A 25,973-nucleotide genomic window follows, 5' to 3' on the forward strand; every position below is an offset into this window, starting at 1 on the left:
GCGGGGGCGTGTCTCGGTGGAGAACGGACAGGAAGGCGCCTAGCCGACCGGCGGCGTCGTCGCCGGGTCGCCGGCGGCCGCCCGCTTGATCGCGGCGTCGCGCCTGCGGACGTACCAGACGCCGATCAGCCCCAGCCCGCCACCGGCCAGGCAGGTCCATACCCACCAGGTGTGGCCATGATCGTCGAACCAGCCGTAGAAGGGGAGCTGGACCAGGAAGAGGACGAACCACAGGATGGTGCCGCCGGTGATGGTGGCGACCACGGGGCCCTCCAGGGGCTCCGGCGCCTCGTGTCTGGGGGTCCACTTCGCCATGGGGACAGCTTACGAGGAGATCGGGTCTACGCGCGGAGATGGCCGATGAGGGTTTTATATGTTCATACTGAAACGGTTTGTGTCTGACCACTTCTCTTCGTAGGAATCACCAAATACATGTCGTCCTCGGCTCCCGCCAAGGTCCCCGCCCCTGATCAGCCGGGAGCCGGGCACCCCTACGGCGCACTCGACCGCTTCTTCCGGATCTCCGAGCGGGGCAGCACCCTGCCGCGCGAGGTCCGGGGCGGACTCGCCACCTTCTTCGCGATGGCCTACATCATCGTGCTGAACCCGATCATCCTCGGCAGCGCCAAGGACATGTACGGCCACCAGCTCGACAACGGGCAGCTGGTGACCGCGACGGCCCTCACGGCCGCGCTCACCACCCTCCTCATGGGTGTCATCGGCAACGTCCCGATCGCGCTGGCCGCCGGTCTCGGCGTGAACTCCGTGGTCGCCCTCCAGCTCGCCCCGCGCATGTCCTGGCCGGACGCGATGGGCATGGTCGTCCTCGCCGGGTTCGTGGTCATGCTGCTGGTCGCCACGGGGCTGCGCGAGCGCGTCATGAACGCCGTGCCGTACGGGCTGCGCAAGGCCATCTCCATCGGTATCGGCCTGTTCATCATGCTGATCGGGCTGGTCGACGCGGGCTTCGTCTCCCGGATCCCGGACGCTGCGCAGACCACCGTCCCGCTCCAGCTGGGCGGCGACGGTCACCTGAACGGCTGGCCGGTGCTCGTCTTCGTGCTCGGCGTGCTGCTGACCCTGGCGCTGATCGTGCGCAAGGTCTCCGGCGCGATCCTGATCTCGATCGTCGCCATGACGGTCCTCGCGGTGATCATCAACGCGGTGGCCAAGGTGCCGAGCTGGGGCCTGACCACGCCCAAGTGGCCCGGCAACCCGGTCGCGAGCCCCGATTTCGGGCTGATCGGGCAGGTCAGCCTGTTCGGTGGCTTCGGCAAGGTCGGCATGCTCACCGGCGTGCTGTTCGTCTTCACCGTGCTGCTGTCGTGCTTCTTCGACGCGATGGGCACGATCATGGGCGTCTCCGACGAGGCGAAGCTGACCGACGGCGAGGGGCAGATGCCCGGCATCAACAAGGTGCTGTTCGTGGACGGCCTCGCGGTCGCCGCCGGCGGCGCCAGCTCCTCCTCCGCGACGACCGCGTTCGTCGAGTCCACGGCCGGTGTCGGCGAGGGTGCCCGCACCGGTCTTGCGAACGTCGTCACCGGCGGCCTCTTCGCCGTCGCCCTGTTCCTGACGCCGGTCGCCACGATGGTCCCGTCCCAGGCGGCCACCCCCGCCCTGGTCGCGGTCGGCTTCCTGATCCTGGCCGGTTCGGTGAAGGAGATCGACTGGGCGGACTACACGATCGCCGTGCCGGCCTTCGTGACGATGCTGATGATGCCGTTCACCTACTCGATCACCAACGGCATCGGCATGGGCTTCATCACCTTCGTGGTGCTGCGGCTGGCGGCCGGACGGGGCCGGGAGGTGCCGCCGGCGATGTACGCGGTGGCGGCCGTGTTCACCTTCTACTACCTGATGCCGGCGCTGGGTCTGACCTGATCCTCATCGCCGGAGCCGGCGGAGCCGGGGGAGCCGACGGAGTCCGGGGAGCCGGGGGCGCCGTAGAACCGCTCCGTCTCCTCGACGGCGGCCTGGAACCGCTGGTCGAAGTCATCTCGAACGAGCGTCCGGACGACGTAGTCCTGGACGCTCATTCCCCTTTTCGCCGCATGGTGCCGGAGCCGTTCGAGCAGCTCGTGGTCTATTCGCAGGCTGAGCACACTGGTCCCCATGAGCACGAGGGTCGCGGCACCGTTCGGTCCGGCGTGGCGCCTTCTACGGCCGTGTCACCCATATGAGTGATGTCACGGTTCAGTGGCGGGTGTCACGGGCGACAGTGCGCGCCTCGGCTGGTCTTTAGCGAGAGTAATGAGTTAAGCTAAAGAACATGCCGGACCTCACCCATGGCGACGACGTAGCCGCCGTGAACTCCCTCCGATCCGCAGTGATGCGGCTGTCCCGTCGGCTCAAGCACCAGCGGGTCGACGAATCGCTCAGCCCCACCGAGATGTCGGTGCTGGGCACCCTGTCGCTGTGCGGCCGTGCCACACCGGGCGAACTCGCCCGCAAGGAGCACGTCCAGCCGCCGTCGATGACCCGCATCGTGGCACTGCTGGAGGCCAAGGGTCTGGTCCGGCTGGAGCCGCACCCCGAGGATCGGCGCCAGAAGGTCGTCACCCGCACCGAGCAGGCCGAGACCATGCTCGAGGAGAGTCGCGCCAAGCGGAACGCGTTCCTGGCCACGCTGGTGGAGAACCTCGACGAGGACGAGTGGGCGAAACTCCGCGCCGCCGCCCCCGTGCTGGAGAAGCTCGCGCATCTGTAAGAAGGCCGTTGCAAGGAGGCGACACATTTGAGTTCGGGATCCGGAGCAGCTTCCGCCCCCGCACCTGACCCCCACGATTCCCCGCCCACCTCCGACGCCCCCGCCGGCCGCCCCGCGCGCAAGTCCTCGATGTTCTCCTCCCTGAAGGTCAGGAACTACCGCCTGTTCTTCATGGGCCAGGTCGTCTCCAACATCGGCACCTGGATGCAGCGCATCGCCCAGGACTGGCTGGTGCTCTCCCTCACCGGCTCCTCCGCCGCCGTCGGCATCACCACCGCGCTGCAGTTCCTGCCGATGCTGCTCTTCGGCCTCTACGGCGGTGTCCTCGTGGACCGGCTGCGCAAGCGGCCCACCCTGCTCGTGACGCAGTCCTCGATGGCGCTCACGGCGATCGCCCTGGCCGTCCTCACCCTCACCGGGCACGTCCAGGTGTGGCACGTGTACGTCGCCGCCTTCGCGGTCGGCCTCGCCACCGTCGTGGACAACCCGGCCCGGCAGTCCTTCGTCTCCGAGCTGGTCGGACCGGGGCAGCTGCAGAACGCCGTCAGCCTGAACTCGGCGAACTTCCAGTCGGCCCGCCTGGTCGGCCCCGCCGTCGCGGGCATCCTCATCACCGGTGTCGGCACCGGCTACGCGTTCCTCTTCAACGGCCTGTCCTTCATCGCGCCGCTCACCGGCCTGCTGCTGATGCGCGCCCGGGAGCTGCACCTCGTGGAGCGCGCCCCGCGCGGCAAGGGCCAGCTGCGGGAAGGCGTGCGCTACGTCACCGGCCGCCCGGAGCTGATCTGGCCGATCGTCCTGGTCGGCTTCGTCGGCACGTTCGCCTTCAACTTCCCCGTCTACCTCTCGGCCTTCGCGGACGACGTCTTCCACGCGGGCGCGGGCGCGTACAGCATGTTCAACACGCTCATGGCGGTCGGCTCGGTGGTGGGCGCGCTGCTCGCCGCGCGCCGGGGCACCGCCCGGCTGCGGCTGCTGATCGTGGCGGCCATGGCCTTCGGCGCGCTGGAGATCCTGGCCGCGACGACCCCCACGCTGTGGATGTTCGCCCTGCTCATGGTCCCGCTGGGCCTGTTCGGCATGACGGTCAACGTCACGACGAACACCAGCATCCAGATGTCCACGGACCCGGCGATGCGCGGCCGTGTCATGGCCCTCTACATGATGATCTTCCTGGGCGGCTCGCCGGTCGGCGCGCCGATCGTCGGCTGGGTCACCGACACCTACGGCGCCCGGGTCGGCCTCGCGATCGGCGGCGCGGTGGCGGCCCTGGCCGCGGCGGTGATCGGCCTGATCCTGGCCCGGGTCGGCAACCTGCGCCTGTCGGTGGGCTGGCACCGGGGCCACCCGAGGGTGCGGTTCGTCCCCCGGGAACACCAGGAGGAGCTGGCCCCGGCGGCGTAGCAGGCGTCAGTCGCGGGGGAACTCGCCGGTCTCCAGGACGAGCCCGACCACGGTTCCGGTCAGGTCGATCTCGTCCCCGAAGTCCAGGCTCGGCTCGCCCCGGTACTCGCCGTCCTTCGGCTTGGTGTGCAGGTGCCAGCGGCCGGTGACCGGGACGCGCCCGGGCCGGCGGGGCGCCCTACACCCCGCGGGCCGGCAACTGCCCCGGCCAGGCGTGCTCGCCGACCGTGAAGGGCTCGGTGCGGGTGAAGCCGTCGGCCCCGTGGGAGACCTGCCCCTCCACGCAGCTGTCGAGCATGCCGAGTATCGCGGGAATGTCGTCGGTCCACCGTCCCGGATGGTGATCCGCATGGGCTCACGGTGCAAGGCTGGAGCCATGAGACTCTTCGCGGCCGTGCTGCCCCCGGACGAGGTGTGCCGTGAACTCGGCACCGTGGTCGACGAGTTGCGCGGACTGCCCGGTGCCGACGGCATGCGCTGGACCGGCCGCCCCGGCTGGCACTTCACGCTCGCCTTCTACGGCGAGGTCGACGACGGACTCGTCCCCGGGCTGTCGGAGCGGCTGGAGCGTGCCGCACGCCGTACCGAGCCGTTCGCCCTGGCCGTACGGGGCGGGGGCCAGTTCGGGCACGGGAAGGCGCTGTGGGCCGGGGCGGAGGGGGATCTGGCGACCCTCCGGCTGCTGGCCGAACGGGCGGAGGCGGCGGCGCGCAAGGCGGGGGTGCCGATGGGGGAGCACCGGCGGTACAAGGCGCATCTGACCCTGGCGCGGAGCCGGGCCGCGCGGGACGTGCGGCCCTACCTGGACGCCCTCGCGGGGTTCACGGGCCGCAGCTGGACCGTACGGGAGCTCTGCCTGGTGCGCAGCAATCTGCCGACCTCGGGGATGCCGGGGGAGCAGCCCCGGTACGAGGCGGTCGGGCGCTGGGCACTCGGGGGTGCCGGTTAGGCTCGATGCCGTGGACCCGAAAACCCGCAACCGGATCATGGCCGGTGTGCTCGTGCTGATGTTTCTCGTCGTCGCCCTCGCTTCCGTGATCGGGAGGTAGGGCAGGGGCGGCGGGGGAACCGCGGACGGCTGTTCCCCGGCGGGGGCCGGTCGCGCAGTTCCCCCCGTCCCCGAGAGGATCCCGGGGAACGGCGACGCCGACCCGCGGTCCCGCGCCCCTGTGGGGGCGTCCTACCAGGCGAAAGCTTCAGGGCTCGGTCCCGGGCCCGGGAAGATGTCGTCCAGGCCGGTCAGGATCTCCTCGGAGAGTTCCAGTTCCGACGCGCGGACGGCGGAGGCGAGCTGCTCGGCGGTGCGCGGGCCGACGATCGGGCCGGTCACGCCGGGGCGGGTGAGCAGCCAGGCCAGGGCGGCCTCGCCGGGCTCGATGCCGTGCTTGTCCAGCAGGTCCTCGTAGGACTGGATCCGCGTGCGGGTCGCGGGGTCGTTGAGCGCGTCGGCCGCGCGGCCGGAGGCGCGGCGCCTGCCCTCGACCTCCTTCTTGAGGACACCGCCCAGCAGACCGCCGTGCAGCGGTGACCAGGGGATGACGCCCAGCCCGTACTCCTGCGCGGCCGGGATCACCTCCATCTCCGCGCGCCGCTCGGCGAGGTTGTACAGGCACTGCTCGCTGACCAGCCCGATGGTCCCGCCGCGCCGGGCGGCGATCTCGTTGGCCTGGGCGATCTTGTAGCCGGGGAAGTTCGACGATCCGACGTAGAGGATCTTGCCCTGCTGGACCAGGACGTCGATCGCCTGCCAGATCTCGTCGAAGGGGGTGTCCCGGTCGACGTGGTGGAACTGGTACACGTCGATGTGGTCCGTCCGGAGCCGCTTGAGGCTGGCGTCCACGGCCCGCCGGATGTTGACCGCGGAGAGCTTGTCGTGGTTGGGCCAGGCCGGGCCGTCGGCGGCCATGTTGCCGTACACCTTCGTGGCGAGGACGACCTTGTCGCGCCGCCCCTCGCCCTTGGCGAACCAGTTGCCGATGATGCTTTCGGTACGGCCCTTGTTCTCGCCCCAGCCGTACACGTTGGCGGTGTCGAAGAAGTTGATGCCCGCGTCCAGCGCCTGGTCCATGATGGCGTGGCTGTCGGCCTCGTCGGTCTGCGGGCCGAAGTTCATGGTGCCGAGGACCAGCCGGCTGACCTTGAGTCCCGTGCGTCCGAGCTGCGTGTACTTCATGGTGTCCAAGCCAACGTCGTGGAGTGCGCTCCAGGCAAGCACGAACCCGTGTGTGCCCGCCGCCCCGTTCGTGGACGGCTACTGCGCGTACGGCCCGGCCAGGTCCCAGCCCTGGTACATCGCCTCCGCGAACGCCGCCGCGATCTTGTGCTCGCCGCTCGCGCTGGGGTGGGTGCCGTCGTAGGTGTCGGCGTGGACGTCGTACGACGAGGGCAGCGAGGCCAGGAGGACCGGGGAGCCGGGCTCGTCGAGGTCGGCCGCCGTCTTCGCCAGCAGTTCGTTGAAGCGGGTGACCTCGCAGGCGAAGGGCGCGTCCGTCGCCGCGCGCACGTTCGGGATCACCGGCAGCCACACCATCCGCACCCGCCGGTTCGCCGCGCGGGCCTCGGACACGAACGCCCGGACGTTCTCGGCGGTCTGCTCGGCGTTGGTGTAGAAGCCCAGGTCGATGAGGCCGAGGGAGACCAGCAGGACGTCCGCACGGCAGGACCGCACCGCCTCGCCGATCAGCGGCGCCATGTGCAGCCAGCCCTCGCCCCAGCCGGCCAGGTGGGCCCGCGGGAAGTCCGGTTCGGCGTACGCGTACGACTCCGGGGCCTCGGCGAGCTTGTCGTAGAGGGTCTCGCGGGGTCCGACGAGGGTGCAGGGGCCGCCGTAGGACCGGGACAGATGCTGCCACAGCCGGTAGCGCCATGTGTGTTCGCCCGCGCTTCCGATCGTCATGGAGTCACCGACGGGCATGAACCTGAGCATCCGCTCATGATGAACGATCTCGACGGCCGACGGGGTGTGAGTCGGGACACGCGCCTCGGCCGCTCATCCGGGCCTGTGATCCATTACGCCGGTGAACCGCCGGGCCGGATGGCAGGCTTGGGGTATGCGCAGACCGTTCGCACTGCTCGCCGCCGCCCTCCTCACGGGGGCCCTCGCCGCGCCCGCCTCCGCCGACGACGAGAAGTTCACGATCAAGGACCCGCGCATCACCGAGTCCAGCGGCCTGGCTGCCTCACGGCAGCACCCGGGCATCTACTGGACGCACAACGACAGCGACGACGGGGCGTACCTCTACGCCGTCGACAGCTCGACGGGCGAGACGGTCGCCACGATCACCCTGTCCGGCGTGGGCAGCCCGCGCGACGTGGAGGCCGTCTCCATCGGGCCGGACGACCAGATCTACGTCGGCGACATCGGCGACAACCTCGGCGGCACCTGGCCGTACGTCTGGGTCTACCGGCTGCCCGAGCCGAAGAACCTGCGCGACCAGACGATCAAGGCCACCCAGTACGTCGTGAAGTACTCCGACGGTGCGCGGGACGCCGAGTCCCTCGTGGTGCACCCGAAGACGGGCCGGGTCTACATCGTCGACAAGAACGAGAAGGGCGGGCACCTGTACGAGGGCCCGGCGCGGCTCTCCCCGTCCGGGACGAACGTCTTCCGTCCGGTCGCCGCGGTCCCCGACCTGGAGGCCACCGACGCCACGCTCTCCCCGGACGGGCAACACCTCGTCGTGCGCAGCTACTTCGGCGCGATCGCCTACGACTGGAACGGCGGGAAGATCAAGAAGAAGGAGCGGCTCGGCGTGCCGTTCCTGGGGCAGGGCGAGTCCGTCACCTACACCGCGGACGGTAAGACGCTGATGTACGGGGCCGAGGGGGCGGACAGCCCGGTGGAGCCGCAGGACGCGCCCGGGGGAGGCGGCGCCTCTTCCGGCGGCGGCGGTTCGGCATCACGGGACGACGGTGCCGCCGGTGACGGGTTCGGCGGCAACCTCAGGACCGGTGCCATCGCCGTGGCCGTGGCGTGCGCCGCCCTGCTCGGTCTGCGCGGGCTGCGGCGGCGGAAGTAGAAGCCGGAGCGCGGCCTGGCACCGGCGCCGGCCGGAGCCCCGGTGGTGGAGCCACGTGCGGAGCGGCCGACGACGTACCCACCGCGCGGTGGGGCGGGCCGGAACCCGGACCGGATCACCGGGCGACGAAGACCACCCGGAACATCTTCGGCCACCACTTGCCGGTGAGCAGGAACTCGTCGGTGCCCGGGACGGCGGCGATGCCGTTGAGCACCTCGGCGGGCCGCCGCTCCGTCGAGGGCAGCAGCCCCGAGGCGTCGATCTGGGCGGTGACCGCCCCGGTGCCGGTGTCGACGCGCACGATCCGGTCGGACGGCCAGACATTGGCGTACACCCGGTCGCCCACGCATTCCAGCTCGTTGAGCCGCGGCACCGGACGGCCCCGAAGCGTGACGAGGAGTTCGCCCGTCGGGGCCAGTGTGCGCGGGTCCCGCAAGGTGAGCCGAGCGGAACCGTCACTGGTGACCAGCCGCCCGCGCCCCGGCTGGTGGCATGCCCCCCAGCCCTCCGCCGGGTAGGGAAGACGGCGCAGCTCCGCGAGGGTTGCGGCGTCCCGTTCGATGGCGACGTGGTCCCGGAAGGTCAACTGCCACAGCGTCCGTCCGAGGACGGTGACCCCCTCCCCGAACAGCGGCGCCGGCAGGTCGGCACGGACGGTGGGACGCCGGCCGGGCGGCCCCCGGCGGATCGACGACGCACCGGGCATGCCCGTTCCCTCGTAGAGCGTGCGCCCGGCCATCTCCAGGCCCTGCGTATAGGCCGTCGGATCGTGGGGCAGGACGTCGAGGACCCTGGCCCTCAGTTGCTCGACCGGTCCCGCGGCGGATCCGGCCCGTGTGCGCACCGGTGAGTGGTCGTCAGCCGTACAGGAGGAGAGCAGCACGCAGCCTCCCAGGGCCGCGGCCGCGAGGGCCGGGAGCGCGCGTGTCCGCGCGCACCCGGCCATCGTCCAAGAGCCGCGAACCGCCACGCCGGGGCTCCCACGCCGACGACCGCCCGGCCGGCGGCGCGGCACCCACCGGGCGCGCCCCGCACCGGCCGCGGCGCCCTCTCCGAGGTCAGTACCGGCCGCGGTGTCCTCTCGGCGGTCAGTACCGGTCGCGGTGTCCTCTTCCGCGGTCAGTGATGCTCTCCGCCTTCCTGGGCAGCCACCGACGTGGTGTCCTTTCCCGACGGTGCGGCCGGCGCGGGGAAGGCGCCGATCGTCGCCGGCCTGCCGCGGCGGCGAAGGCGCGGCCTGAGCCTGAGCCAGAGCCGCTCCCGGCGTCCCGAGGCGTGAGGACGGTACCCATAGCCGTACTGCTCGATGTCACCCTTGGCGGGCACCATGTTGAGGACGCTGCCGAGCACGGTGGCGCCCACGTCTTGCAAGGTGCGCACGGCGTCGGTGACCTGACCCCGGGAGGTCTTCCCGTACCGGGCGGCCAGCAGGTAACCGTCGACCGCCGAGGCCATCGCCGGTGTGTCCGCGACCGGGAGGACCGGCGCGGTGTCGATCACCACATGGTCGAACCTGTCGGCGAGCGCGCGCACCACGCCGCGGAACTGCTCCGAGCCCAGCATCTCCGCGGGGTTCGGCGGCAGCATCCCACTGGCCAGCACCGAGAACGCGCCCGCCGACTGCATCACGTCCTCGGCGTTCGCCTGGCCGATCATCACGGTGGTCAGCCCGGCGTCCTGCACCAGACCGAGCGCGGAGGCCACGCTGGGGCGCCGCAGATCGGCGTCGACCAGGCAGACCGAGGAACCGAACTCGGCCAGGGAGGAAGCCAGGTTGACCGAGATGCTCGTCTTCCCCTCGGCGGACACCGCGCTGGTGACCGCGATGACCTTGGGCGGAGCATCGATGTCGACGAACCGGAGGTTGGTGCGCAGCCGTCTGAAGTCCTCCGCCCGCCGGCCGAACGCGTCGTCGTCCGCCGCCACCGCGTGCCGGGAGGCACTCTGGTCGAGGGCGACGCTGCCGAGTACGGCCGGTCCGCCGGTCTGGGCGAGACACCGGGCGAGGTCGTTGCGGCTGCGCACCGAGGTGTCCAGCGACTCCCGCGCGACCGCCAGGCCGGCACCGAGCCCCAGGCCGGCCACGAGGCCGAGTGCGAGGTTGAGCACCAGATTCGGGGAGGTCGGAGTCTTGGGCTTGGTGGCGTAGCCGGTGATGCTCAGCCGGACGGGCGAGAGCCGGGAGCCCTCCGGTCGTTCGATCTTGGCGATGACCTCGGCGAAGCGGTGGGCGACCGCGTTGCTGATCCGGGCCGCCCGGGCGGGTTGGGTGTCGGTGACGGTGATCTTGAGAAGTACCGTTTCGAGAGGCACCTCTGTGGTGATCTTCCGCGCCAGCTGAGAGGGCGTCATACGAAGGCGCAACAGCTCGGAGACCGGCCCGGTCACATAAGGGCTGGTGACCACTTCCGCGTAGGAGCGGACCCGGGCCTGGGCGAAGCTGTTGCCCTGATTGAGCTTGACCGAGTCGTCCCAGTCCTGGAGCGACACGAAGAGGGTCGAGGTGGCCTGGTACTGCGGTGTGGTGGTGTGGGTGACGAACACGCCGACCGCTGTTCCCAGCAGGCCCAGCGCCGCGATGATGCGCCAGCGCCTGACCAGGAACCGAAGGTAGTCGGACAGATCCAAGATATCCATCCCAGGTATGCAAAACGGCAGCAACATTTACATTCGGTAGCTGCGTGATCTTATCTGCGATAGATGGTCAAAACGTGCCATCTCCGGCCGAGTCGGTCGGAGCCGCCGTCGCCGTCGGCGAGGCGCGCGTTCCCGCACTGCCGGCCCGGAACCGGATCCCGTACCGGTGAGCTGCCGGATCAGCCGGTGCACGGACCGCTCGGGAGCGCGCCGGCCCGCAGGGGGTGCACCAGGGGCTGACGCAGCACGAAGGCAGGACGGTCCGCGGGACGCTCCAGCAAGTGGAGTACGAGGGTGCGCGCGGCGCCCGCGGGCAGCTCGACGTCGAGGGTGAAGACCGGGTGGCCCCGCTCGGTGCCGTGGCTGAGCTGAGCGGAGCGTCCGTCCAGGGTGGCACCGGACAAGGTGGCGCCGGCACTGGCGTAATAGGACACCAGGAGGCGGTTGTCCCCGGGCCGGGTGTCGTAGGGCGGGTCGTCCACCCGCTGGACGACGTACGGCGGGAGTCCCGAGGCGGGAGCCCGGTTGGCGAGGCGCGCGGTCACGGTGACCTCGCGCCGGCCGTCGACGCACCGGCCCGGTACCCACGTGAGCCGGCGCTCGAGGTAGTAGTCGAGCTTCGTGCCCGCCGCGTTGTTGACGACCAGTCCGGCCAGTGGAGCGGACCCCTCGGGCAGGGCTCCGCCGAACGACCGCGCCAGGATCTCGCGCTGCTCCGCCGCGTGCCCGCTCCACACCTTGATCCGCCCTTCTCCCAACTGCCGGTGCAGTGCCGAGAAGAGTGCGGTCCGGCGCGTGGAGTCCGTCGACGCGCCGAGCAGCCGGATGGCCACCGTGCGCGCCACATCGAGGAAGTAGGCCTTGCGCCGCTTGAAGTCCGGGTGGAGCGCGTAGCTGGCGCGCTCGCTGAGGTCCACGACGTTGCGGGCGGTGACGGCGCTCCCGTCGGGCAGCCGGGCGGGCCCGGAGGCGGTGAGGAGCCCGGAGACCGCACCGGGGTCCAGACCGAAGGCGCCGTCGACCCTCTGGCCGCTGTGCCGCTGCCACGCCGCGGCCCAGATCCGCGCCGCGTACGGGAAGTGCGGGCTCATGTTGGAGTTGACCCAGGTCCGGGTCGGGGCGCTGGGACCGTAAAGCCCGTTGAAATCCGCTCCCAGGTCGAGGTCCGCATGGGCCTCGCTCAGCTCGGTGTCGTTGCCGAAGTGCTCGAAGCTCAGCCGGCCCCGCTCCGCCCTGAGCACTGCGAAAGCGCCGGGCAGCCCGCCCGTTCCACGGGCCTCGGCGGTGTTCTCGAACACCGCCAGATACCGTCGCGGGCCGTCGGCCCCAAGCATCGGGGGCATCAACCGGGCGGCCGCGGCGGCATCGTGAGTCAGAGGGGTGATCCGGCCTAGCTGCCGGGCGAGTTCGGTGCGCGCCCGGTCGGTGGCCGGCAGCCAGGTGCCGTGCGGGAGGTCGTCGACGTCGGCACGCACCCTCGACGCACTGCGCGAGGCCTGTTCGAGCAGGGGAGCCACACGGCGCAGCGCGGAGAGGTTCAGGTGCCCGCCGTCGTCGGTCCCGCCGGAATCGAGTTCCGCGACGGTGTGCGCCAGGGGAGGGAGCACGTCGTGGGTCAGCCGGGCGGAGGCCTCCGCGATACCGCGCACCGTGCGGAGGGGGCCGCCGAGCACCGGCAGATGAGCCGCCGGGAACCAGGCCGGGCCGGTCGTGAGCCGATGAGCGCGGGCCGCGTGGCCGCCGGCGTCGCGCACCGCCTCCTGCACGGTCGCGGTCAGCGCCGCGGGCGGGCCGGCGGCGACGGCCGGGGTTGCTGCGGGCTGCGTGAGGTGCTGCCGCAGCGTCTCCAGGCTTCGCTGGGCGGCCATCAGCTCATTTCGGGCGAGCACCCCGGTGACCGCGATCCAGGCGGCACCGGCCAGGACCAGTGCGGCCGCGGCGTACAGCGGCATCCTGACGCGCCGGTCGCGCAGCCGGCGGACGAACACTTCGGGCAGGACCCACTCCCTGTACCGGCGCGGATTCCACCGGCCCCGCTCGGCACCGAGCGAGGGTTCCTGCCCCTGCCCCTGCTCCGCACCGAGCGAGGGTTCCTGCCCCCGCGACGCACCACGGCGAGTCTCGGACATCTGATGTCACTCCCTGGCTGATCTCGTTCGCTGGGGCCGTGGGCTCCCGCAACGCCCTGCGGGCGGTCGGCTGTGGAGAACCCCCGCGCGGGCGCCGGGCTCAGTAGGCGCCGTCACCGCGCAGCACGGCGGGAAGGGTCCGGCAGAGGATCTTCAGGTCGAGCCCGATCGACCAGGTGTCGACGTACTGGAGGTCCAGACGCAGGGCGTCCTCCCAGGCGAGGTCGGACCGTCCGCTCACCTGCCACAGTCCGGTGATCCCGGGGCGGACCAGCAGGCGGCGCCGGGCCTCCCCGGTGAACGCCGAGTCCACGACCGGGAGCGGACGGGGACCGACCAGGGACATCTGCCCCCGCAGCACATTGACCAGCTGCGGCAACTCGTCCAGGGAGTAACGCCGCAACCAGCGCCCCGCCCTGGTCACCCGCGGGTCCTCGCGGATCTTGAAGAGGTGCCCGTCGGTCTCGTTGGACTCCGTCATGGCGTCGCGCATCCGCTCCGAACCGACGTGCATCGTCCGCAACTTCAGGACGTGGAACTCCTGGCCCCGCCAGCCCGTGCGGCGCTGGCGGAACAGCAGCGGGCCCGGACTGTCGAGCTTCACCGCGACGGCGGCGGTGATCAGCACCGGCGCCATGAACAGGAGCAGGACGGCGGCCCCCGCGCAGTCGATCAACCGCTTGGCGGCCCGGGCTCCTCCGCGCGCACGCCCCCGGGGAGCCGGCCTGTCAGAGGCCGTCTTCGCAGCGGATACCGGCATCGCGCATCCCTTCGTCTTCTGCGGCGGAACGGGTGAAAGGTGTCCTTGTTCGGGCGCATTGCGGCCCGCAGAACATCCCAATCGGAGCATCTCTGACTAAGGAATAGAAACACGACATTGATCCACGCTTCGGCAATGACGCCGAAGCCCGCCCTCGCCATCAGCCTGGGCGGGGCGGCCGAGAGGACCTGCATGCGTGCGGTAGTGACGGGTGGGGCCGGGTTCCTCGGCTCCCATTTGTGTGAACGACTGCTTCAGGCGGAGCACGAAGTCGTCTGCGTGGACAACTTCCTGACGTCCGGTCCCGAGAACATCGAGCACCTCATGGGCGACCGGCGCTTCGAGTTCCGCCATCGGGACATCACCGAGGGCCTGGACGAGCCGGGGCGGGTGGACACCGTCTTCCACATGGCGTCACCGGCGTCGCCCGTGGACTATCTGAGGATGCCCCTGGAGACACTCCGAGTGGGCTCGGCCGGCACCTGGCACGCCCTGGACCTGGCCGCCGCCAAGGGCGCCCGCTTCCTGCTGGCCTCCACCTCGGAGTCGTACGGTGACCCGCAGATCCATCCGCAGCCGGAGAGCTACTGGGGACATGTGAACCCGGTGGGCCCGCGTTCGGTGTACGACGAGGCGAAGCGCTTCGGTGAGGCACTGACGATGGCGTACCGCAGGAGCCGCGGTGTGGACGCCAAGATCGTGCGCATCTTCAACACCTTCGGGCCGCGGATGCGCCCGGACGACGGGCGGGCGATCCCCACCTTCATCCGCCAGGCGCTGAGCGGGGAGCCGATCACGGTCACCGGCGACGGCAACCAGACCAGGTCCCTGTGCTACGTCGACGACGTCGTCGAAGGCCTGCTGCGCACGGTTGCCTGCGACCACAGCGGACCCGTCAACCTGGGCAATCCCCACGAGGTCTCCATGCTGGAACTGGCGCAGTGGATCGGCAAGCTCACCCGGACCCGCTCCGAGATCACGCTCATCCCCCGTCCCCAGGACGACCCCGAGCGGCGGCGCCCGGACATCGCCCTGGCCCGCGAGCTGCTGAACTGGGAGCCCACGACGCCCGTGGAACGTGGCCTGTGCGAGACCGTCACGTACTTCCGCCACCGTCTGTCCGTCGGGGAGTACGCCGGGAGCGGCCCGCGGCCGGCCGGACCCATGCCGAGCTCCGCCCCCGCCTCATGACCGCCCCTCCGAGCAGCGCGACGATGCCGGTGACCGCTCCCGTGGTCGAATGCCTCGGGGTGCCCATCACCGCGCACACCCGCGACAGTGCGGCCCGCCATGTCGTGCACCTGGCCGGCAGGGCGCGCGAGGCACGTCAGGGGCTCACCGACGAACCCGGCGCCTCCGGCAGCCGGCGCGGCAGTGACGTCCACCTGTCCAACGCCTACACACTCGCCCTCGCCGACCGGGACCCCCGACTGCGCGGCATCCTCCGCTCCGCCTCCCTGAACCTGCCCGACGGGCAGCCGGTCGTGTGGGCCAACCGGCTTCTCCACCCCACCGCGGTACTGCCGAGCACACGTGTGTACGGTCCCGACCTCCTCACGGACGTCTTCGCCCTGACCGAGCACACGGAAGTGAACCACTACCTTCTCGGTTCCACGCCCCAGGTGCTCGACGCACTCCACCGGGAGCTGCGGCGGCGCTATCCCGGGGCGCGGATCGTGGGCACCTGCTCCCCGCCGTTCCGGCCCCTGCACGTCGACGAACGGCTCCGGCAGGTGGAGCAGATCCGTTCCGCCGGGGCGGACATCGTCTGGGTGGGACTGGGCACGCCGAAGCAGGACCGCTGGGCCGCCGAACTGTGCGACGCGCTGCCCGTGGTGGCCGTGGCCGTGGGCGCGGCCTTCGACTTCGTCGCCGGCAACAAACCGCAGGCACCGCACTGGATGCGGCACAACGGGCTGGAATGGCTGTTCCGGCTCGGCTGTGAACCACGCCGTCTGTGGCGCCGGTACCTGTTCGGCAACGCGCGCTTCGTCCACGGGGTGGTGCGCCAGGCGTCCCGCCCGATGCGAACGGGCAGCGCCGTGGCAGCCGGAGGACCCGATCGCCTGAACCCGGGCGGACTCGTCCGCCACCGCCGGGGGACCCCGGCCCGGATCCCCGAGGTGCGGCCATGACGAACCCACCGGTCACACCCTCGATGGGGGAGCTGCAGGAGCGCGAGCACGGAGTCGGGCACGACTACGCGGCGGGCTCCCCGCACATTCGCCACCACACCCTTCGCGAACGGCTGATCGCGGACCTGCACACCCTGGTCCAACAGGTCACCGACCGGAACGGCCAGTGCCGGGTGCTCGAACTCGGAGCCGGGCACGGCACCTTCACCGATCACTTGGTGGCGGCGGGCGCGCAGGTCACGGTGACGGAGATGAGCGAGCCGAGCGTCCGTTTCCTCCGCGGCCGCTTCCGGCACAACCCCCGGGTCACCGTGATCCACGACAAGGACGGCAGCGCTGCCTGCCGGGTCGGGCCGCTCGACGCCGTGGTGTGCGTCTCCGTGCTGCACCACATCCCGGACTACCTCGGCACCGTCAAGCAGCTCATCGAGAGCATCGTCCCCGGCGGCGCTTTCTACAGCACCCAGGACCCCCTGTGGTATCCGCGCCGGTCCCGGGTGTCGCTGGGCCTGGACCGGAACGCCTACTTCCTCTGGCGCCTTGGCCAGGGCGAGCTCCGGCGCGGGCTCGCCACCCGCCTGCGCCGCGTACGCGGCGTCTACGACGACACCAATGAGGCCGACATGGTCGAGTACCACGTCGTCCGCGACGGCGTCGACGAGGACGCCTTGCGTGACCTGCTCGCACCCCACTTCGCGACGGTGGAGGTCCGGCGTTACTGGTCCACCCAGTCGGGGTTGCTTCAGGCCGTCGGAGAGCGCCTCTTCCCGCCGACGACCTTCGGCCTCGTCGCCACGGAACGCGTGTGACGCGCATGGCGGCGAGACACCTCACCCGGCGGATCAAGCTGAAGACGGCGGAGGTCGCGGTGCCGTGGCTGACCCGCATCCGGCCCGTCCGCGGTCTGGAGCGCTTCGGCAGCGACTACGGGGGCTGGTGGGTCCCCACCGATCTGATCGGCGCGGATTCCGTCGTCTACGCGGCGGGTGCGGGCGAGGACGTCAGCTTCGACCTGGCACTCCTGCGGCGCTTCGGCTGTGAGGTGTGGGCCATGGACCCCACGCCCCGCTCGATCGCGTTCGCCAGAGGAGTCACCGAACCGCGATGGCACTTCCTCCCCTTCGGGATGTGGAAGGAGGACACCGTGCTGCATTTCCATCCACCCGCCGACCCCGCGCACGTGTCCCACTCCGCCACCGAGGTCCGCGGCCGGGGTCCCGGGTTCGACGCCCGATGCCACACATTGACCACCTTCATGAAGATGCTGGGACACCAGCGGGTCGACCTGCTGAAGATGGACATCGAAGGAGCCGAAGGACCCGTGCTGGACAGGATTCTCGCCGAGGGCACACTGCCACGAGTGCTCTGCATCGAGTTCGACGCTCCGCAAGGCCCCTGGTCCCTGCGCCGACGGCTCCGCCGGCTGGAGGACGCCGGCTACGTGGTGCGCCACGCGGAGGCCCGCAACTACACCCTCACCCACGGCTGATGGCTCCCGGTACGGCCCTGCCGCACGGCTCGTCGTCCTTGCGCGTCGCCGTGGTGCACAGCTTCTACGGTTCAGCCACTCCCAGCGGCGAGAACCAGGCCGTGACCGATCAGCTGACGGCCCTCGCAAGAGCGGGGCACGAGGCACATCTCGTGGCCGCGCACACCGATGAACTCGCCCGCTCCCCGTTCCACCCGTTGCGTGCCGCCGTGACCGTGAGCAGTGGACGCGGCCGGTCCCCTCTGGCCGAGCTGCGCAGGCTGCGCCCGGACGTGGTCCATGTGCACAACCTCTTCCCGAACTTCGGCAGCTCCTGGCTGCGGCGCTGGCACGGTCCCGTCGTCGCCACCGTGCACAACTACCGGCCGTTGTGCGCCGCCGCCACGCTGTACCGGGACGGTGCGATGTGCACCCGGTGCCCCGACGGCGACCGGTGGGCCGGACTGCGCAACGGCTGCTACCGCAACTCGTCGGTGGCCACCGCGCCACTGGCGTGGGCCGGGCGCCACGGAGCCGTCGCCCATCCACTGCTGCGCCGCGCGGACCGTGTCGTGGTGCTGTCCGAGACCAGCCGCCGGATGTACATCCGAGCCGGGATCGAACCGGAGCGGCTGGACCTCGTGCCCAACTCCACCGCCGACGCCGCACTCGAGGTCCCCGCGCAGACAGTCCGGCACGGCACCGGCACGGACGAGGCCGCCTGGGTCTTCGCCGGGCGTCTCAGCCCGGAGAAGGGGCTGCTGGAGCTGTTGGACCGCTGGCCGGCAGGAGAACGCCTGGACGTGGTGGGTGACGGGCCCCTGCTCGACGACTGCCGCCTGGCCGCACCACCGTCGGTCCGCTTCCTCGGCGCGCTCGAGCACGGCGAACTGCGGCAGCGGCTGCCTTCCTGGCGGGGTCTGGTCTTCCCCAGCCGCTGGCTGGAGGGCGCCCCCCTGATCTATCCGGAGGCACTGGCCGCCGGGCTCCCGGTGCTGGCGTTCACCGGTTCGGCCGTCGCGGACTCGGTACAGGAGCAGGGCACGGGCACGGTGGTGGACTGGAACGAACCACTGGACGCCGCGCTGCGCCGCGCCGCCGAGTGCTTCCCCCCGCTGCGCCGGAGCTGCCGGGAGGTGTTCCTGCGTCATTACACGCAACAGGTCTGGGCGCAGCGCATCGAGGCCGTGTACGCCGCCGCGCTCGCGCACCCGGCCGACGCCCGGCACGTTCCGCCCGCCGGCCGGGCGAGCACGGCGGGGAACACGACGTGCTGAAGACCGGTCAGCACCCGAGGATCGTGATCGTCCAGCCCTATGTGCCCAGCTACCGGACCGGATTCTTCGAACGGCTCAGGAGCGAACTCCAGGCCGAGGGATGCACCCTCGACGTGCTGCACGGTCCTCCGCCCCCCTCTCATGTGGCACGGCAGGACTCTGCGCACTGCTCGGGCGCGATCCAGGTCCCGGTGCGCCGCCTGGGCGTACCCGGGGGCCGGTCACTCGTCTGGCAGCAGGTGTACGGGCGAGCGGCCTCCGCCGATGTCGTCGTGCTGGAACAGGCGTTGCGCAATCTCGAGGCGTATCCGCTCCTTCTCCGGCAGCAGCTGGCACGCATGACCGGTGGCCTCACCCCGCGTGTCGCGCTGTGGGGCCACGGCCGTACGTACACCAAGCCGGTGAGCCGTATGGAGACCGCCGCCAAGGACGCTCTCACCCGGCGCGCCTCGTGGTTCTTCGCCTACACCGAGGGCGGAGCCGACCACCTGGCCGCCGGGGGTTTCCCGCGTCGGCGCATCACCGTGGTACGCAACTGCGTGGACACCGTGGCGCTCGCCGAGGCCCGCGAGCGAGCGGGTACGCCCGGGACCCGGGAGTTCGCCGAGGCTGCGGCCCTGCGGTCGCGCCACGGGCTGCTGCCCGGACGCACAGCCCTGTTCGTGGGCGGGCTGGACGCTCCCAAGCGAATCCCCCTGCTGCTGGAGTCCGCCGGGCGCATCGCCGAAGCCCTGCCGGGATTCCGGCTGCTCGTGGCGGGGGACGGTACCGATCGGCCCTTGGTGGAGGCCGCGGCTTCCACGCCCGGGAGCCCGGTGGTCCCTCTGGGGCACATGACGGGACGACAGGTGGCGCTGCTCGGAGCGGTGTCCGACATCATGCTGATGCCGGGCAGGGTGGGACTGTGCGCGGTGGACTCGTTCGTCCTGCGGACCCCCGTCGTCACCACGGACTGGCCCTGGCACGCACCGGAATTCGAGTACCTGCGGAACGGCCACAACGCCGTCATCACGTCCGACGACCCGGTGGTGTACGCGGCGGCGGTGCAGACGCTGCTGACCGACCGGGCCCGTCTCGCCTCCCTCCGTGCGCGCTGCCGGGAGGAGGCCACCTCCTATACGACCGGTGCCATGGCCGCACGTTTCCGCGAAGGGCTGCTCCGGCTGCTCGGCGAGACACGCGGACGCGGCGGACACGCCGCGGTGCGGCGGTGAGCCTCTCAGGCGCCGCTCGGGAAGGGGCGGGGGCGGGGGCGGGTGCGGCGATCGGCGGCACGCGACCCCGTCCCGACGACCGGGCGGGTGATGCGTGCCGCAGGCCGGGGTGTGGCACCGAAGGCGGTCCGGTGCGGGGCTGTAGCGTCGCTCGCGTGTCCGTTGTGAAGAGCGTTGCCAGATCGGTCATCGGCGCCGTCAACCGCCCCGTCGCCAAGGCCCGCTTCGCGCACGCGGTCCGGTCGGGGCCCCTCCTCAAGATCGAAGTGGGCAGCTTCCGGGGTCGTCGGCCCGGCTGGATCTGCACCGATGTCTGCTGGCACACGCGGTCCTATCTGGATGCCACCAGGACGTGGCCCGTCCGCTCCGGCTCGGCGAGTCACATCTACTCCGACAACATGATCGAGCACATCCGCCTCGAGCCCGCCCGCCGCATGTTCCGTGAAGCCCGGCGCGTTCTCGCACCCGGTGGGCGTATCCGGCTGTCGACACCCGATGTCGAGCACGCCGTGCGGCTGTACCTGGCACGTGACGAAGAGACACGACGGGAGATGGAGGAGTGCCGGCGGCGGGGCTACCAGGCCGAGCATCCGGTTGATCTGCTGCGCATGACCTTCCAGGACTGCGGCCATCACGCCGGATTCCTCTGGGACTTCGGCGCGGTGGATGCGGAGCTCCGCTCGGCCGGGTTCTCCGAGGTCCGCCGTTACGCGCCCGGCCAGAGCGATGACCCGGAACTCCGGAACCTGGAGTCGCGGCCCCAGTTCGCCCTGATCGTCGAGGCGGTTGTCGCCTGAGCCCCGTCTCGTCCCGGCGGTGGGGGCTTGCATTTTCATACGCCTCGAAGGAGGAGCTGTGAAAAGCGGAGTTGATCTGCAGCGCGCCGCGATGGCGGAGATCTGCAGCACCCGGGACGACTGGTCCTTCCACATGACCAGCGATCCACTGACACGTTTTCTGCGCGACCGGCGGCTGCGGACCGCGCTGCGCATGCTGCGTGTCCGGGGACTGCTCGATCCGGCGCGGCAGAGCGTGCTGATCGTCTGCGGCGGGGTGGGCGGAGAGGGCGTCTTCCTGAGCCGATACGGCTTCAAGGACATCACGGTCAGTGATCTGTCCGAAGAGGCTCTCGCCGTGTGCCGCGGCCTGGAACCGACGCTGCGAACCATGTCCCTGAACGCCGAGAACATGGCCGAGATCCCGGATTCCAGTTACGACCTGGTCCTCGTCCAGGACGGCCTGCACCACTTGCCGCGGCCGGTTCTGGGTTTCACCGAGATGCTCCGGGTGGCCCGGACGGCCGTCATCGTGATCGAGCCGCACGACGGTCTGGTGGGAAGGCTCATCGGCACCGAGTGGGAACGGCACGGAGACGTCGTCAACTATGTCTTCCGGTGGAACCGCTCCATCCTGAACCAGGCCACCCGCAGCTACCTGCTGTGCAAGCGGGCGATCGTGCTGCCGCACCGGATGTGGGACCACAACGTGGTCGTCGGAAAGCTGGCACGCCGCTTCCCGGAACGGTGGCGCCTGACGGTCGCCAAGGCTGTCTACAGAGTGCTGCGGCCGGTTAACCGGGTCGGCAACATGATGGTCGCGGTGGTGGTGAAACCGGACGGCGACACAACACCAGGGAGTGGACTGTGAACCGCTCGCAGCGGGCCTACATCAGAGCCAGCGCCGCCCTTCCTGCCGCGATCTCCTTTCGGACGGATCTGCTGTTTCCACGCCTGGGAATGCCCGAACTGGGTCCGTTCAACGGGCAGCTCAAGCGCCAGGAGATCATCCGCGAACTGCTGGCGGCGATCGACTTCGACGAGATCGTCGAAACCGGCTCCTTCCGCGGCACCACGACGAGGTTCCTGAGCGGGGTCTCCGGCCTGCCCGTCCACTCGGCCGAGATCGCAGAGCGGTTCTACCGATACGCCGCGACGAAATGCCGCGGCCTGCCCGGCATCCGCCTGTACCGCACGGACTCACGGGAGATGCTGCACATTCTCTCGAAGCGGCCGGGAAACCCCGCGCTGTTCTTCTATCTCGATGCCCACTGGCAGGAGGACGTGCCTCGCTACCAGGAACTGGAGATCATCGAGGAGCGCTGGAGCAGAGCGGTCGTGATGATCGACGACTTCCGCGTACCGGGCGACCCCGGATATCAGTTCACCTCGTACCACGGAACTCCGCTGGACGTGAACTACCTCCCGGCGCTTCCCGGCTGGGGGGCTTTCTACCCGAGGAGCGGGTCGGCGGACGAGACCGGGGCGAAGCGGGGATGTGTCGTCCTGGCAAGCCCGGAACTCGCCCCGGCCGTGGACGCGCTCACCAGCCTGCGCGCGGGCGAACTCACCCGGCAGAGCATCCCGAACGGCTGAACCCCCGGACATGTCAGCGGCTCACCGCCCGACCCCCTCCGCCGGGCATGAATCCGCGGAAACCGCATCCCGGTCAGCGATGATCAGCCTGCGCTGGAACATCACCGGCTCCCTGGCGGTCGTGCTGCTCCAGCTCGGCTACACGGCCTACACCGCCCGCGCCGTGGATGCCCACGCCTACGGCGCCTACGCCGTCACGCTGACCGTCGTGCCGTTCTTCGGCTACTTCGCCAACGCCGGGCTGTCGGCCTGCGTGCTCCGGTGCGCGCACCTCACGCTGCCCTTCGTGCGGGCCGCCAGACGCCTCGGCATGATCTCCGGCGTCGTGTGCTTCCTTCTGGTGGAAGCCGTGGCCCCGGTCTTCGGCTCCTTCTTCCACATGCCGGAGCTCACCCTCATGACGCGGCTGCTGGCCTGCGTGTTCCTCGTGCAGCCGAGCGCCAACGTGACCGTCACGGCCATGCGTCGTGCGGGTGCGGCACCGATGGCGGTGCTGACCGAGACGCTGGGCCAGACGGTAGGGGTGGCAACGGGAGCGGCTCTCCTCGTATGCGGCTGGAACCCCTTCGGGCTGGCCCTCGCGCAGCCGGTCGCGGCGGCCGTGGCCCTGGCCGCGGGCACGACCTGGCTCGCTCACCGGCCACCGCCTCCCGGGCCCCGCGTCAGGGCTCGCGACCTGCTCGCCCCGTCGGGATTCATGACGAGCCACAGCCTGGGGCAGTTCGTCACCAACAACATCCCGCTGTGGGCCTCGGGCCGGCTGCTCGGCGCAGGCGCCGCGGGAGCGTACTCCCGGGCGTTCATCTTCACCGGGATGTTGCTGACGTTCCTGTACCAGGGGATCAACTGGGCGGTGACTCCGCTGCTCGCCGAGCGGCGCGCCGAAGGGGTCACCGGCCGGGACGTGCAGCGGACGCTGTGCGCGGCGTCGGCCGTGGCGTTCGTGGGGTTCGGTGTCACGGCGGGCATCGGGCCGGCTGCCCTCCGCCTGCTGCTGGGACCGGGCTGGGAGTCGGCCGTGGCGCTGGTGCCCGTCCTGTCGGCCGGGGCGGCCATGACCTTGCTGTGCTACTGCGGAGGGTTGATCGACCAGGTGCGAAGCGCGCCCCGGGCCCTGCTCGGCACGCTGTCGGCCACGGTCGTGGCGACCGCGGCGGGGGTTGCCGCAGCCGCGTCGGCGCAGTCCCTTCTGCTGGTCGCGGTCGCGGCCGCAGCAGGGCAACTGGTGGGCCATTCCGTACAGCTGGCGGCCTGGCGCCGCGCCGGCCTGATGCAGGCCGGCGCCACCCTGCGCATGCACGGGGCGCACCTCGCCGTCGGGGTGGCACTCGGCGGTGCTGCCGCGCTCGGCTCGGCGGACCGTTCCCCGGGGGTGGCCCTGGGGCACGGACTGTTCGCCATGGTGCCGGTCGCGCTGGGGTGCGTGCTGCTGCGCCGCTGGATTCCCGCGTTCAGGGTTGCCGTCGCCACAGGTCTGCTGGGGAGCCGTGGACCGCGCACGTCCCCTCTGCCGTCCGCCGCGGCCACGGATCCGTCCGACCGGCGCTGATCACACGCGCCCGAGCGCACCGTCAGCCGTGCCGCCGTGCCGCCCCGCGAGAGCGGCTTCGCGAAGGAACACCACGTCACACTGCAGCAGCTGCCCGGTGCGGTGGTCGCTGAAGCCGGGCGTCAGTGCCGCCAGGGTCATCCCGTACCGGCGCTGTGCGATCCCCAGCGCCTCCTCCAGGAGCAGACCTCCCTCGTACAGCGGGACACACGAGACCTCCATCTGCAGTCCGCTGCACTGACGGACGCGGTCCGCGGCCCCTTCCAGGACGGCTCCCTCGTACCCCTGGACGTCGAGTTTCAGGAACACGCGCTCCTCGGGTCCGGCCAGGTGCGGCCAGAGGGTGTCGAGGCGCCGCTGCTCGGCTCGCTGGACGGCCACGTAGCGGGACTCCGGGCAGGCCTCCGTGTGCCGGGACAGCATGGGCAGCACGGAACTGCTGGCCGCTCCGTTACCGGCCACGTTGACGTCGACGGTGCGATCACCGTCGCCGAGCGCGTAGGGAGACACCGTCCACAGCGGGTCCGCCGCAGCCCGGCGGCGCAACGTCCGCCGGGGCTCGTGGAGCGGCTCGAACGAGACGATCCTCCCTCGGTATCCGAACCGTCTGAGCATCGCCGCGTACTGACCACGGTTCGCCCCCACGTCGAGCACCACATCGATGCGGCTGCGGAGAATGAGCTGCACGACGCGGTGATCGAGAGAGCACTGCGGAAACCGGTTCACGTCAAGGCCGAAGCGCTGGGCGGCGAGACGGGCGCGATGGAGGAGTGTCATCGTCCCATTCTCGGGGTTCCTCCCGTTCCATCCCGGTATTCACCTTGTTCCGGATATCAGCCCATTCCTTCTGTTTCATTCCGCCGCGGTCGACGAGCGGGCTCCTCGGCCCGCCGCCGGACCGGTCTGCCGCGTCGGCACGCAGCTGCCACAGACACAACCCGAGCAGTACGCCTTGCTCGGGGAACGGAGAGTACGAGACGAAGAGCACGAGGTGGGAGACGACCACAAGCCGCAGTGCGGTCGTGCCGTCGCCGACGCGACCGAGCCGCCGCCACAGGACGAGGTACAGGGCCAGCAGCGTGAGCAGCCCGACCACGCCCAGGCGCAGCAGGACGTGCAGGTAGAAGTCGTGCGGGGAGACGGAGATGACCACGCCCCCGACCCACCGGTCGTAGCCGGTGCCGAACGGACTGCCCAGCAGCCATTCGACCAGGGTCTTCGGCCCTTTCAGCAGTTCCTGCCAGCCGAGGACCCGCCAGGCGAACGTGCTGTTCTCGTCCTGGGTCTCCAGGAAGGAGCCGGCGAGGACGCTGCCGACCCTGCCGAACATGCCGGCGGCGAACATCAGCGTGACCACGCACGCCGAGAACAGGGCCGCCGCCGCCAAGGTCAGGCGCTGACCTGCCCGGGCGGGGACGAGTGCCCACCCCACGACCGCCATCACGACGACGATCGCCCAGACGGTCCGGTGCTGCAGCAAGACCACGAGGACCAGACACAGCAGCGCCGGCAGGACCTTTCGTCGGCCGCCGTCCGTCCTCCGGCCCCCCTGTCGCCCCCTGTCGCCCCCGGGGCGGTGCTCCACGGTCCCGGCCGATGCGGACGAGTTCCCGCCGCTCCCGCCCCACGGGTACAGCAGGAGTACCGCGCTCTGCGCGAGGACCAGCGCGGACCTCGCCGGAACCGGCCTCGGGTCGTACACCTGCCCCCCTACGGTGGCGGCGTCGACGACCGAATGCAGTCCCGTGCTCACCCATCCGGCCAGGCTCAGTGCGGCGTACGCGGCCGCCGAGAGAAGCCACAGCCGTACGACGACCCGGGCCCTGCCGGCGTGCAGGGGCGCGGTCGCGACATACAGGGCCGAGGCGAAGAACTGCCAGAAGTAGACGCGGGCGTCATTGGCGGCGGACGTCAGGCCGAATGTTCCGATTCCTCGCTGGATCGACCACGCGATCAGGCACACGACGGCCAGCAGGAGCAGCAACTCCGCCCGGGGCGGCGCCCCCCGCCGCAGCAGCCGGGCGCCGGCCACGAGCACGGCACAGGCGGCCAGCAGATCACTCGGGAGGAGGCTGAAGCCGACATCGAGGAACGGGGTCTCGCCGCCTGCGGCGATCGCCCACACCTGTACGCCCAGGAGAAGACCGACGGCGATGTTGCAGTGCTGCGTGAAGATCCACAACAGGACGGCGAAGAGCGCCAGTCCCAGGAAGAGGGTCTGAATCATGTCCGAGGCGACGGCGAGGTGCTGCACCGGTGGTCCGTCCTGGGAGAGGTGAAGAGCCGCAGGCGGTGTAGC

Annotated in this window: 25 protein-coding genes; 15 read left to right on the forward strand and 10 right to left on the reverse strand. The window is 70.9% G+C overall.

Going from position 1 to position 25,973, the window contains the following annotated elements; translation table 11 throughout:
* Positions 1-39 precede the first annotated feature (39 nt).
* Positions 40-315 (reverse strand): DUF2530 domain-containing protein, encoded by a 276-nt coding sequence (locus ACIQU3_RS13370; RefSeq protein WP_403740176.1) that lies wholly within the window; start codon positions 313-315, stop codon positions 40-42.
* A gap of 117 nt (positions 316-432) precedes the next feature.
* Between ACIQU3_RS13370 and ACIQU3_RS13375 the strand changes: the two genes are divergently transcribed.
* Positions 433-1,884: an NCS2 family permease gene (locus tag ACIQU3_RS13375; RefSeq protein WP_403740179.1), complete on the forward strand. Its 1,452-nt coding sequence runs from the start codon at positions 433-435 to the stop codon at positions 1,882-1,884.
* On the opposite strand, the gene ACIQU3_RS13380 is transcribed toward ACIQU3_RS13375, so the two are convergent.
* Complete coding sequence (locus tag ACIQU3_RS13380) at positions 1,854-2,117, reverse strand: ribbon-helix-helix protein, CopG family (protein ID WP_403740182.1); 264 nt, start codon at positions 2,115-2,117, stop codon at positions 1,854-1,856. The genes ACIQU3_RS13375 and ACIQU3_RS13380 overlap by 31 nt on opposite strands.
* Positions 2,118-2,272: 155 nt before the next feature.
* Between ACIQU3_RS13380 and ACIQU3_RS13385 the strand changes: the two genes are divergently transcribed.
* The 3 genes from ACIQU3_RS13385 to thpR all read left to right on the forward strand — a co-directional run bounded on the left by ACIQU3_RS13385 (position 2,273) and on the right by thpR (position 5,063).
* Positions 2,273-2,710, forward strand: coding sequence for a MarR family winged helix-turn-helix transcriptional regulator (locus ACIQU3_RS13385; RefSeq protein ID WP_403740185.1), 438 nt, complete (start codon positions 2,273-2,275; stop codon positions 2,708-2,710).
* Positions 2,711-2,737: 27 nt separating this feature from the next.
* Complete coding sequence (locus ACIQU3_RS13390) at positions 2,738-4,114, forward strand: MFS transporter (protein ID WP_403924901.1); 1,377 nt, start codon at positions 2,738-2,740, stop codon at positions 4,112-4,114.
* A 376-nt stretch (positions 4,115-4,490) separates the two neighbouring features.
* Positions 4,491-5,063, forward strand: a complete 573-nt coding sequence (gene thpR, locus ACIQU3_RS13395; RefSeq protein ID WP_403924904.1) for an RNA 2',3'-cyclic phosphodiesterase — start codon at positions 4,491-4,493, stop codon at positions 5,061-5,063.
* A 231-nt stretch (positions 5,064-5,294) separates the two neighbouring features.
* Here the strand turns inward: thpR and ACIQU3_RS13400 are convergent, their stop codons facing one another.
* Together ACIQU3_RS13400 and ACIQU3_RS13405 are read right to left on the reverse strand one after the other, a co-directional pair.
* Positions 5,295-6,287: an aldo/keto reductase gene (locus ACIQU3_RS13400; RefSeq protein WP_403740454.1), complete on the reverse strand. Its 993-nt coding sequence runs from the start codon at positions 6,285-6,287 to the stop codon at positions 5,295-5,297.
* Between the two features lie 78 nt (positions 6,288-6,365).
* Complete coding sequence (locus ACIQU3_RS13405; RefSeq protein ID WP_403740197.1) at positions 6,366-7,040, reverse strand: SGNH/GDSL hydrolase family protein; 675 nt, start codon at positions 7,038-7,040, stop codon at positions 6,366-6,368.
* Positions 7,041-7,164: 124 nt separating this feature from the next.
* On the opposite strand from ACIQU3_RS13405, the gene ACIQU3_RS13410 reads away from it, so the two are divergent.
* Positions 7,165-8,133, forward strand: a complete 969-nt coding sequence (locus tag ACIQU3_RS13410; RefSeq protein WP_403740201.1) for a WD40 repeat domain-containing protein — start codon at positions 7,165-7,167, stop codon at positions 8,131-8,133.
* Between the two features lie 115 nt (positions 8,134-8,248).
* On the opposite strand, the gene ACIQU3_RS13415 is transcribed toward ACIQU3_RS13410, so the two are convergent.
* The 4 genes from ACIQU3_RS13415 to ACIQU3_RS13430 form a co-directional block, all read right to left on the reverse strand.
* The gene (locus tag ACIQU3_RS13415) at positions 8,249-9,016 is read right to left on the reverse strand and encodes a glutaminyl-peptide cyclotransferase (RefSeq protein ID WP_403740204.1); all 768 of its coding nucleotides are present in this window, start codon (positions 9,014-9,016) and stop codon (positions 8,249-8,251) included.
* A 236-nt stretch (positions 9,017-9,252) separates the two neighbouring features.
* On the reverse strand, positions 9,253-10,770 hold the full coding sequence (locus ACIQU3_RS13420) for a polysaccharide biosynthesis tyrosine autokinase (RefSeq protein ID WP_403740209.1): 1,518 nt from the start codon (positions 10,768-10,770) through the stop codon (positions 9,253-9,255).
* A gap of 179 nt (positions 10,771-10,949) precedes the next feature.
* Positions 10,950-12,899: a DUF4012 domain-containing protein gene (locus tag ACIQU3_RS13425; protein ID WP_403740213.1), complete on the reverse strand. Its 1,950-nt coding sequence runs from the start codon at positions 12,897-12,899 to the stop codon at positions 10,950-10,952.
* Between the two features lie 100 nt (positions 12,900-12,999).
* The gene (locus tag ACIQU3_RS13430; protein WP_403740216.1) at positions 13,000-13,659 is read right to left on the reverse strand and encodes a sugar transferase; all 660 of its coding nucleotides are present in this window, start codon (positions 13,657-13,659) and stop codon (positions 13,000-13,002) included.
* 192 nt (positions 13,660-13,851) lie between these two features.
* Here ACIQU3_RS13430 and ACIQU3_RS13435 point away from each other — a divergent pair, with 192 nt between their 5' ends.
* From ACIQU3_RS13435 to ACIQU3_RS13480, 10 genes are all read left to right on the forward strand, one after another.
* The gene (locus ACIQU3_RS13435; protein ID WP_403740457.1) at positions 13,852-14,850 is read left to right on the forward strand and encodes a UDP-glucuronic acid decarboxylase family protein; all 999 of its coding nucleotides are present in this window, start codon (positions 13,852-13,854) and stop codon (positions 14,848-14,850) included.
* Positions 14,847-15,794, forward strand: coding sequence for a WecB/TagA/CpsF family glycosyltransferase (locus ACIQU3_RS13440; protein ID WP_403924907.1), 948 nt, complete (start codon positions 14,847-14,849; stop codon positions 15,792-15,794). The genes ACIQU3_RS13435 and ACIQU3_RS13440 overlap by 4 nt, the downstream gene beginning before the upstream one ends.
* On the forward strand, positions 15,791-16,603 hold the full coding sequence (locus tag ACIQU3_RS13445) for a class I SAM-dependent methyltransferase (RefSeq protein ID WP_403740223.1): 813 nt from the start codon (positions 15,791-15,793) through the stop codon (positions 16,601-16,603). The genes ACIQU3_RS13440 and ACIQU3_RS13445 overlap by 4 nt, the downstream gene beginning before the upstream one ends.
* 5 nt (positions 16,604-16,608) lie before the next feature.
* Positions 16,609-17,283, forward strand: a complete 675-nt coding sequence (locus ACIQU3_RS13450; RefSeq protein ID WP_403740226.1) for an FkbM family methyltransferase — start codon at positions 16,609-16,611, stop codon at positions 17,281-17,283.
* Positions 17,283-18,539, forward strand: coding sequence for a glycosyltransferase family 4 protein (locus ACIQU3_RS13455; RefSeq protein ID WP_403740229.1), 1,257 nt, complete (start codon positions 17,283-17,285; stop codon positions 18,537-18,539). The genes ACIQU3_RS13450 and ACIQU3_RS13455 overlap by 1 nt, the downstream gene beginning before the upstream one ends.
* Entirely contained in the window at positions 18,533-19,753 is a 1,221-nt protein-coding gene (locus ACIQU3_RS13460; RefSeq protein WP_403740233.1) for a glycosyltransferase family 4 protein, read from the forward strand. Before ACIQU3_RS13455 ends, ACIQU3_RS13460 begins: the two co-directional genes overlap by 7 nt.
* Before the next feature lie 155 nt (positions 19,754-19,908).
* On the forward strand, positions 19,909-20,550 hold the full coding sequence (locus tag ACIQU3_RS13465; protein ID WP_403740237.1) for a class I SAM-dependent methyltransferase: 642 nt from the start codon (positions 19,909-19,911) through the stop codon (positions 20,548-20,550).
* Positions 20,551-20,608: 58 nt separating this feature from the next.
* On the forward strand, positions 20,609-21,400 hold the full coding sequence (locus ACIQU3_RS13470; RefSeq protein ID WP_403740244.1) for a class I SAM-dependent methyltransferase: 792 nt from the start codon (positions 20,609-20,611) through the stop codon (positions 21,398-21,400).
* Between the two features lie 89 nt (positions 21,401-21,489).
* Entirely contained in the window at positions 21,490-22,125 is a 636-nt protein-coding gene (locus ACIQU3_RS13475) for a hypothetical protein (protein ID WP_403740247.1), read from the forward strand.
* 79 nt (positions 22,126-22,204) lie between these two features.
* Complete coding sequence (locus tag ACIQU3_RS13480) at positions 22,205-23,674, forward strand: oligosaccharide flippase family protein (protein WP_403924910.1); 1,470 nt, start codon at positions 22,205-22,207, stop codon at positions 23,672-23,674.
* On the opposite strand, the gene ACIQU3_RS13485 is transcribed toward ACIQU3_RS13480, so the two are convergent.
* Positions 23,675-24,451, reverse strand: a complete 777-nt coding sequence (locus ACIQU3_RS13485; protein WP_403924913.1) for an FkbM family methyltransferase — start codon at positions 24,449-24,451, stop codon at positions 23,675-23,677.
* A complete protein-coding gene (locus ACIQU3_RS13490) occupies positions 24,402-25,928 on the reverse strand; it encodes a hypothetical protein (protein ID WP_403924916.1) in 1,527 nt (508 codons plus the stop codon). Before ACIQU3_RS13490 ends, ACIQU3_RS13485 begins: the two co-directional genes overlap by 50 nt.
* Between the last annotated feature and the right edge of the window lie 45 nt (positions 25,929-25,973).

Origin of the sequence: Streptomyces sp. NPDC101110 (genome assembly GCF_044759525.1) — a bacterium.
Classification (GTDB): Bacteria; Actinomycetota; Actinomycetes; order Streptomycetales; family Streptomycetaceae; genus Streptomyces.

Excerpts from the sequence above, each read along its gene's own strand:
- ACIQU3_RS13370 (WP_403740176.1), bottom strand. The coding sequence starts at position 315 with ATGGCGAAGTGGACCCCCAGACACGAGGCGCCGGAGCCCCTGGAGGGC.
- ACIQU3_RS13375 (WP_403740179.1), top strand. The coding sequence starts at position 433 with ATGTCGTCCTCGGCTCCCGCCAAGGTCCCCGCCCCTGATCAGCCGGGA.
- ACIQU3_RS13380 (WP_403740182.1), bottom strand. The coding sequence starts at position 2,117 with ATGGGGACCAGTGTGCTCAGCCTGCGAATAGACCACGAGCTGCTCGAA.
- ACIQU3_RS13385 (WP_403740185.1), top strand. The coding sequence starts at position 2,273 with ATGCCGGACCTCACCCATGGCGACGACGTAGCCGCCGTGAACTCCCTC.
- thpR (WP_403924904.1), top strand. The coding sequence starts at position 4,491 with ATGAGACTCTTCGCGGCCGTGCTGCCCCCGGACGAGGTGTGCCGTGAA.
- ACIQU3_RS13400 (WP_403740454.1), bottom strand. The coding sequence starts at position 6,287 with ATGAAGTACACGCAGCTCGGACGCACGGGACTCAAGGTCAGCCGGCTG.
- ACIQU3_RS13405 (WP_403740197.1), bottom strand. The coding sequence starts at position 7,040 with ATGCTCAGGTTCATGCCCGTCGGTGACTCCATGACGATCGGAAGCGCG.
- ACIQU3_RS13410 (WP_403740201.1), top strand. The coding sequence starts at position 7,165 with ATGCGCAGACCGTTCGCACTGCTCGCCGCCGCCCTCCTCACGGGGGCC.
- ACIQU3_RS13420 (WP_403740209.1), bottom strand. The coding sequence starts at position 10,770 with ATGGATATCTTGGATCTGTCCGACTACCTTCGGTTCCTGGTCAGGCGC.
- ACIQU3_RS13425 (WP_403740213.1), bottom strand. The coding sequence starts at position 12,899 with ATGTCCGAGACTCGCCGTGGTGCGTCGCGGGGGCAGGAACCCTCGCTC.
- ACIQU3_RS13430 (WP_403740216.1), bottom strand. The coding sequence starts at position 13,659 with ATGCCGGTATCCGCTGCGAAGACGGCCTCTGACAGGCCGGCTCCCCGG.
- ACIQU3_RS13435 (WP_403740457.1), top strand. The coding sequence starts at position 13,852 with ATGCGTGCGGTAGTGACGGGTGGGGCCGGGTTCCTCGGCTCCCATTTG.
- ACIQU3_RS13440 (WP_403924907.1), top strand. The coding sequence starts at position 14,847 with ATGACCGCCCCTCCGAGCAGCGCGACGATGCCGGTGACCGCTCCCGTG.
- ACIQU3_RS13445 (WP_403740223.1), top strand. The coding sequence starts at position 15,791 with ATGACGAACCCACCGGTCACACCCTCGATGGGGGAGCTGCAGGAGCGC.
- ACIQU3_RS13450 (WP_403740226.1), top strand. The coding sequence starts at position 16,609 with ATGGCGGCGAGACACCTCACCCGGCGGATCAAGCTGAAGACGGCGGAG.
- ACIQU3_RS13455 (WP_403740229.1), top strand. The coding sequence starts at position 17,283 with ATGGCTCCCGGTACGGCCCTGCCGCACGGCTCGTCGTCCTTGCGCGTC.
- ACIQU3_RS13475 (WP_403740247.1), top strand. The coding sequence starts at position 21,490 with ATGCCCGAACTGGGTCCGTTCAACGGGCAGCTCAAGCGCCAGGAGATC.
- ACIQU3_RS13480 (WP_403924910.1), top strand. The coding sequence starts at position 22,205 with ATGATCAGCCTGCGCTGGAACATCACCGGCTCCCTGGCGGTCGTGCTG.
- ACIQU3_RS13485 (WP_403924913.1), bottom strand. The coding sequence starts at position 24,451 with ATGACACTCCTCCATCGCGCCCGTCTCGCCGCCCAGCGCTTCGGCCTT.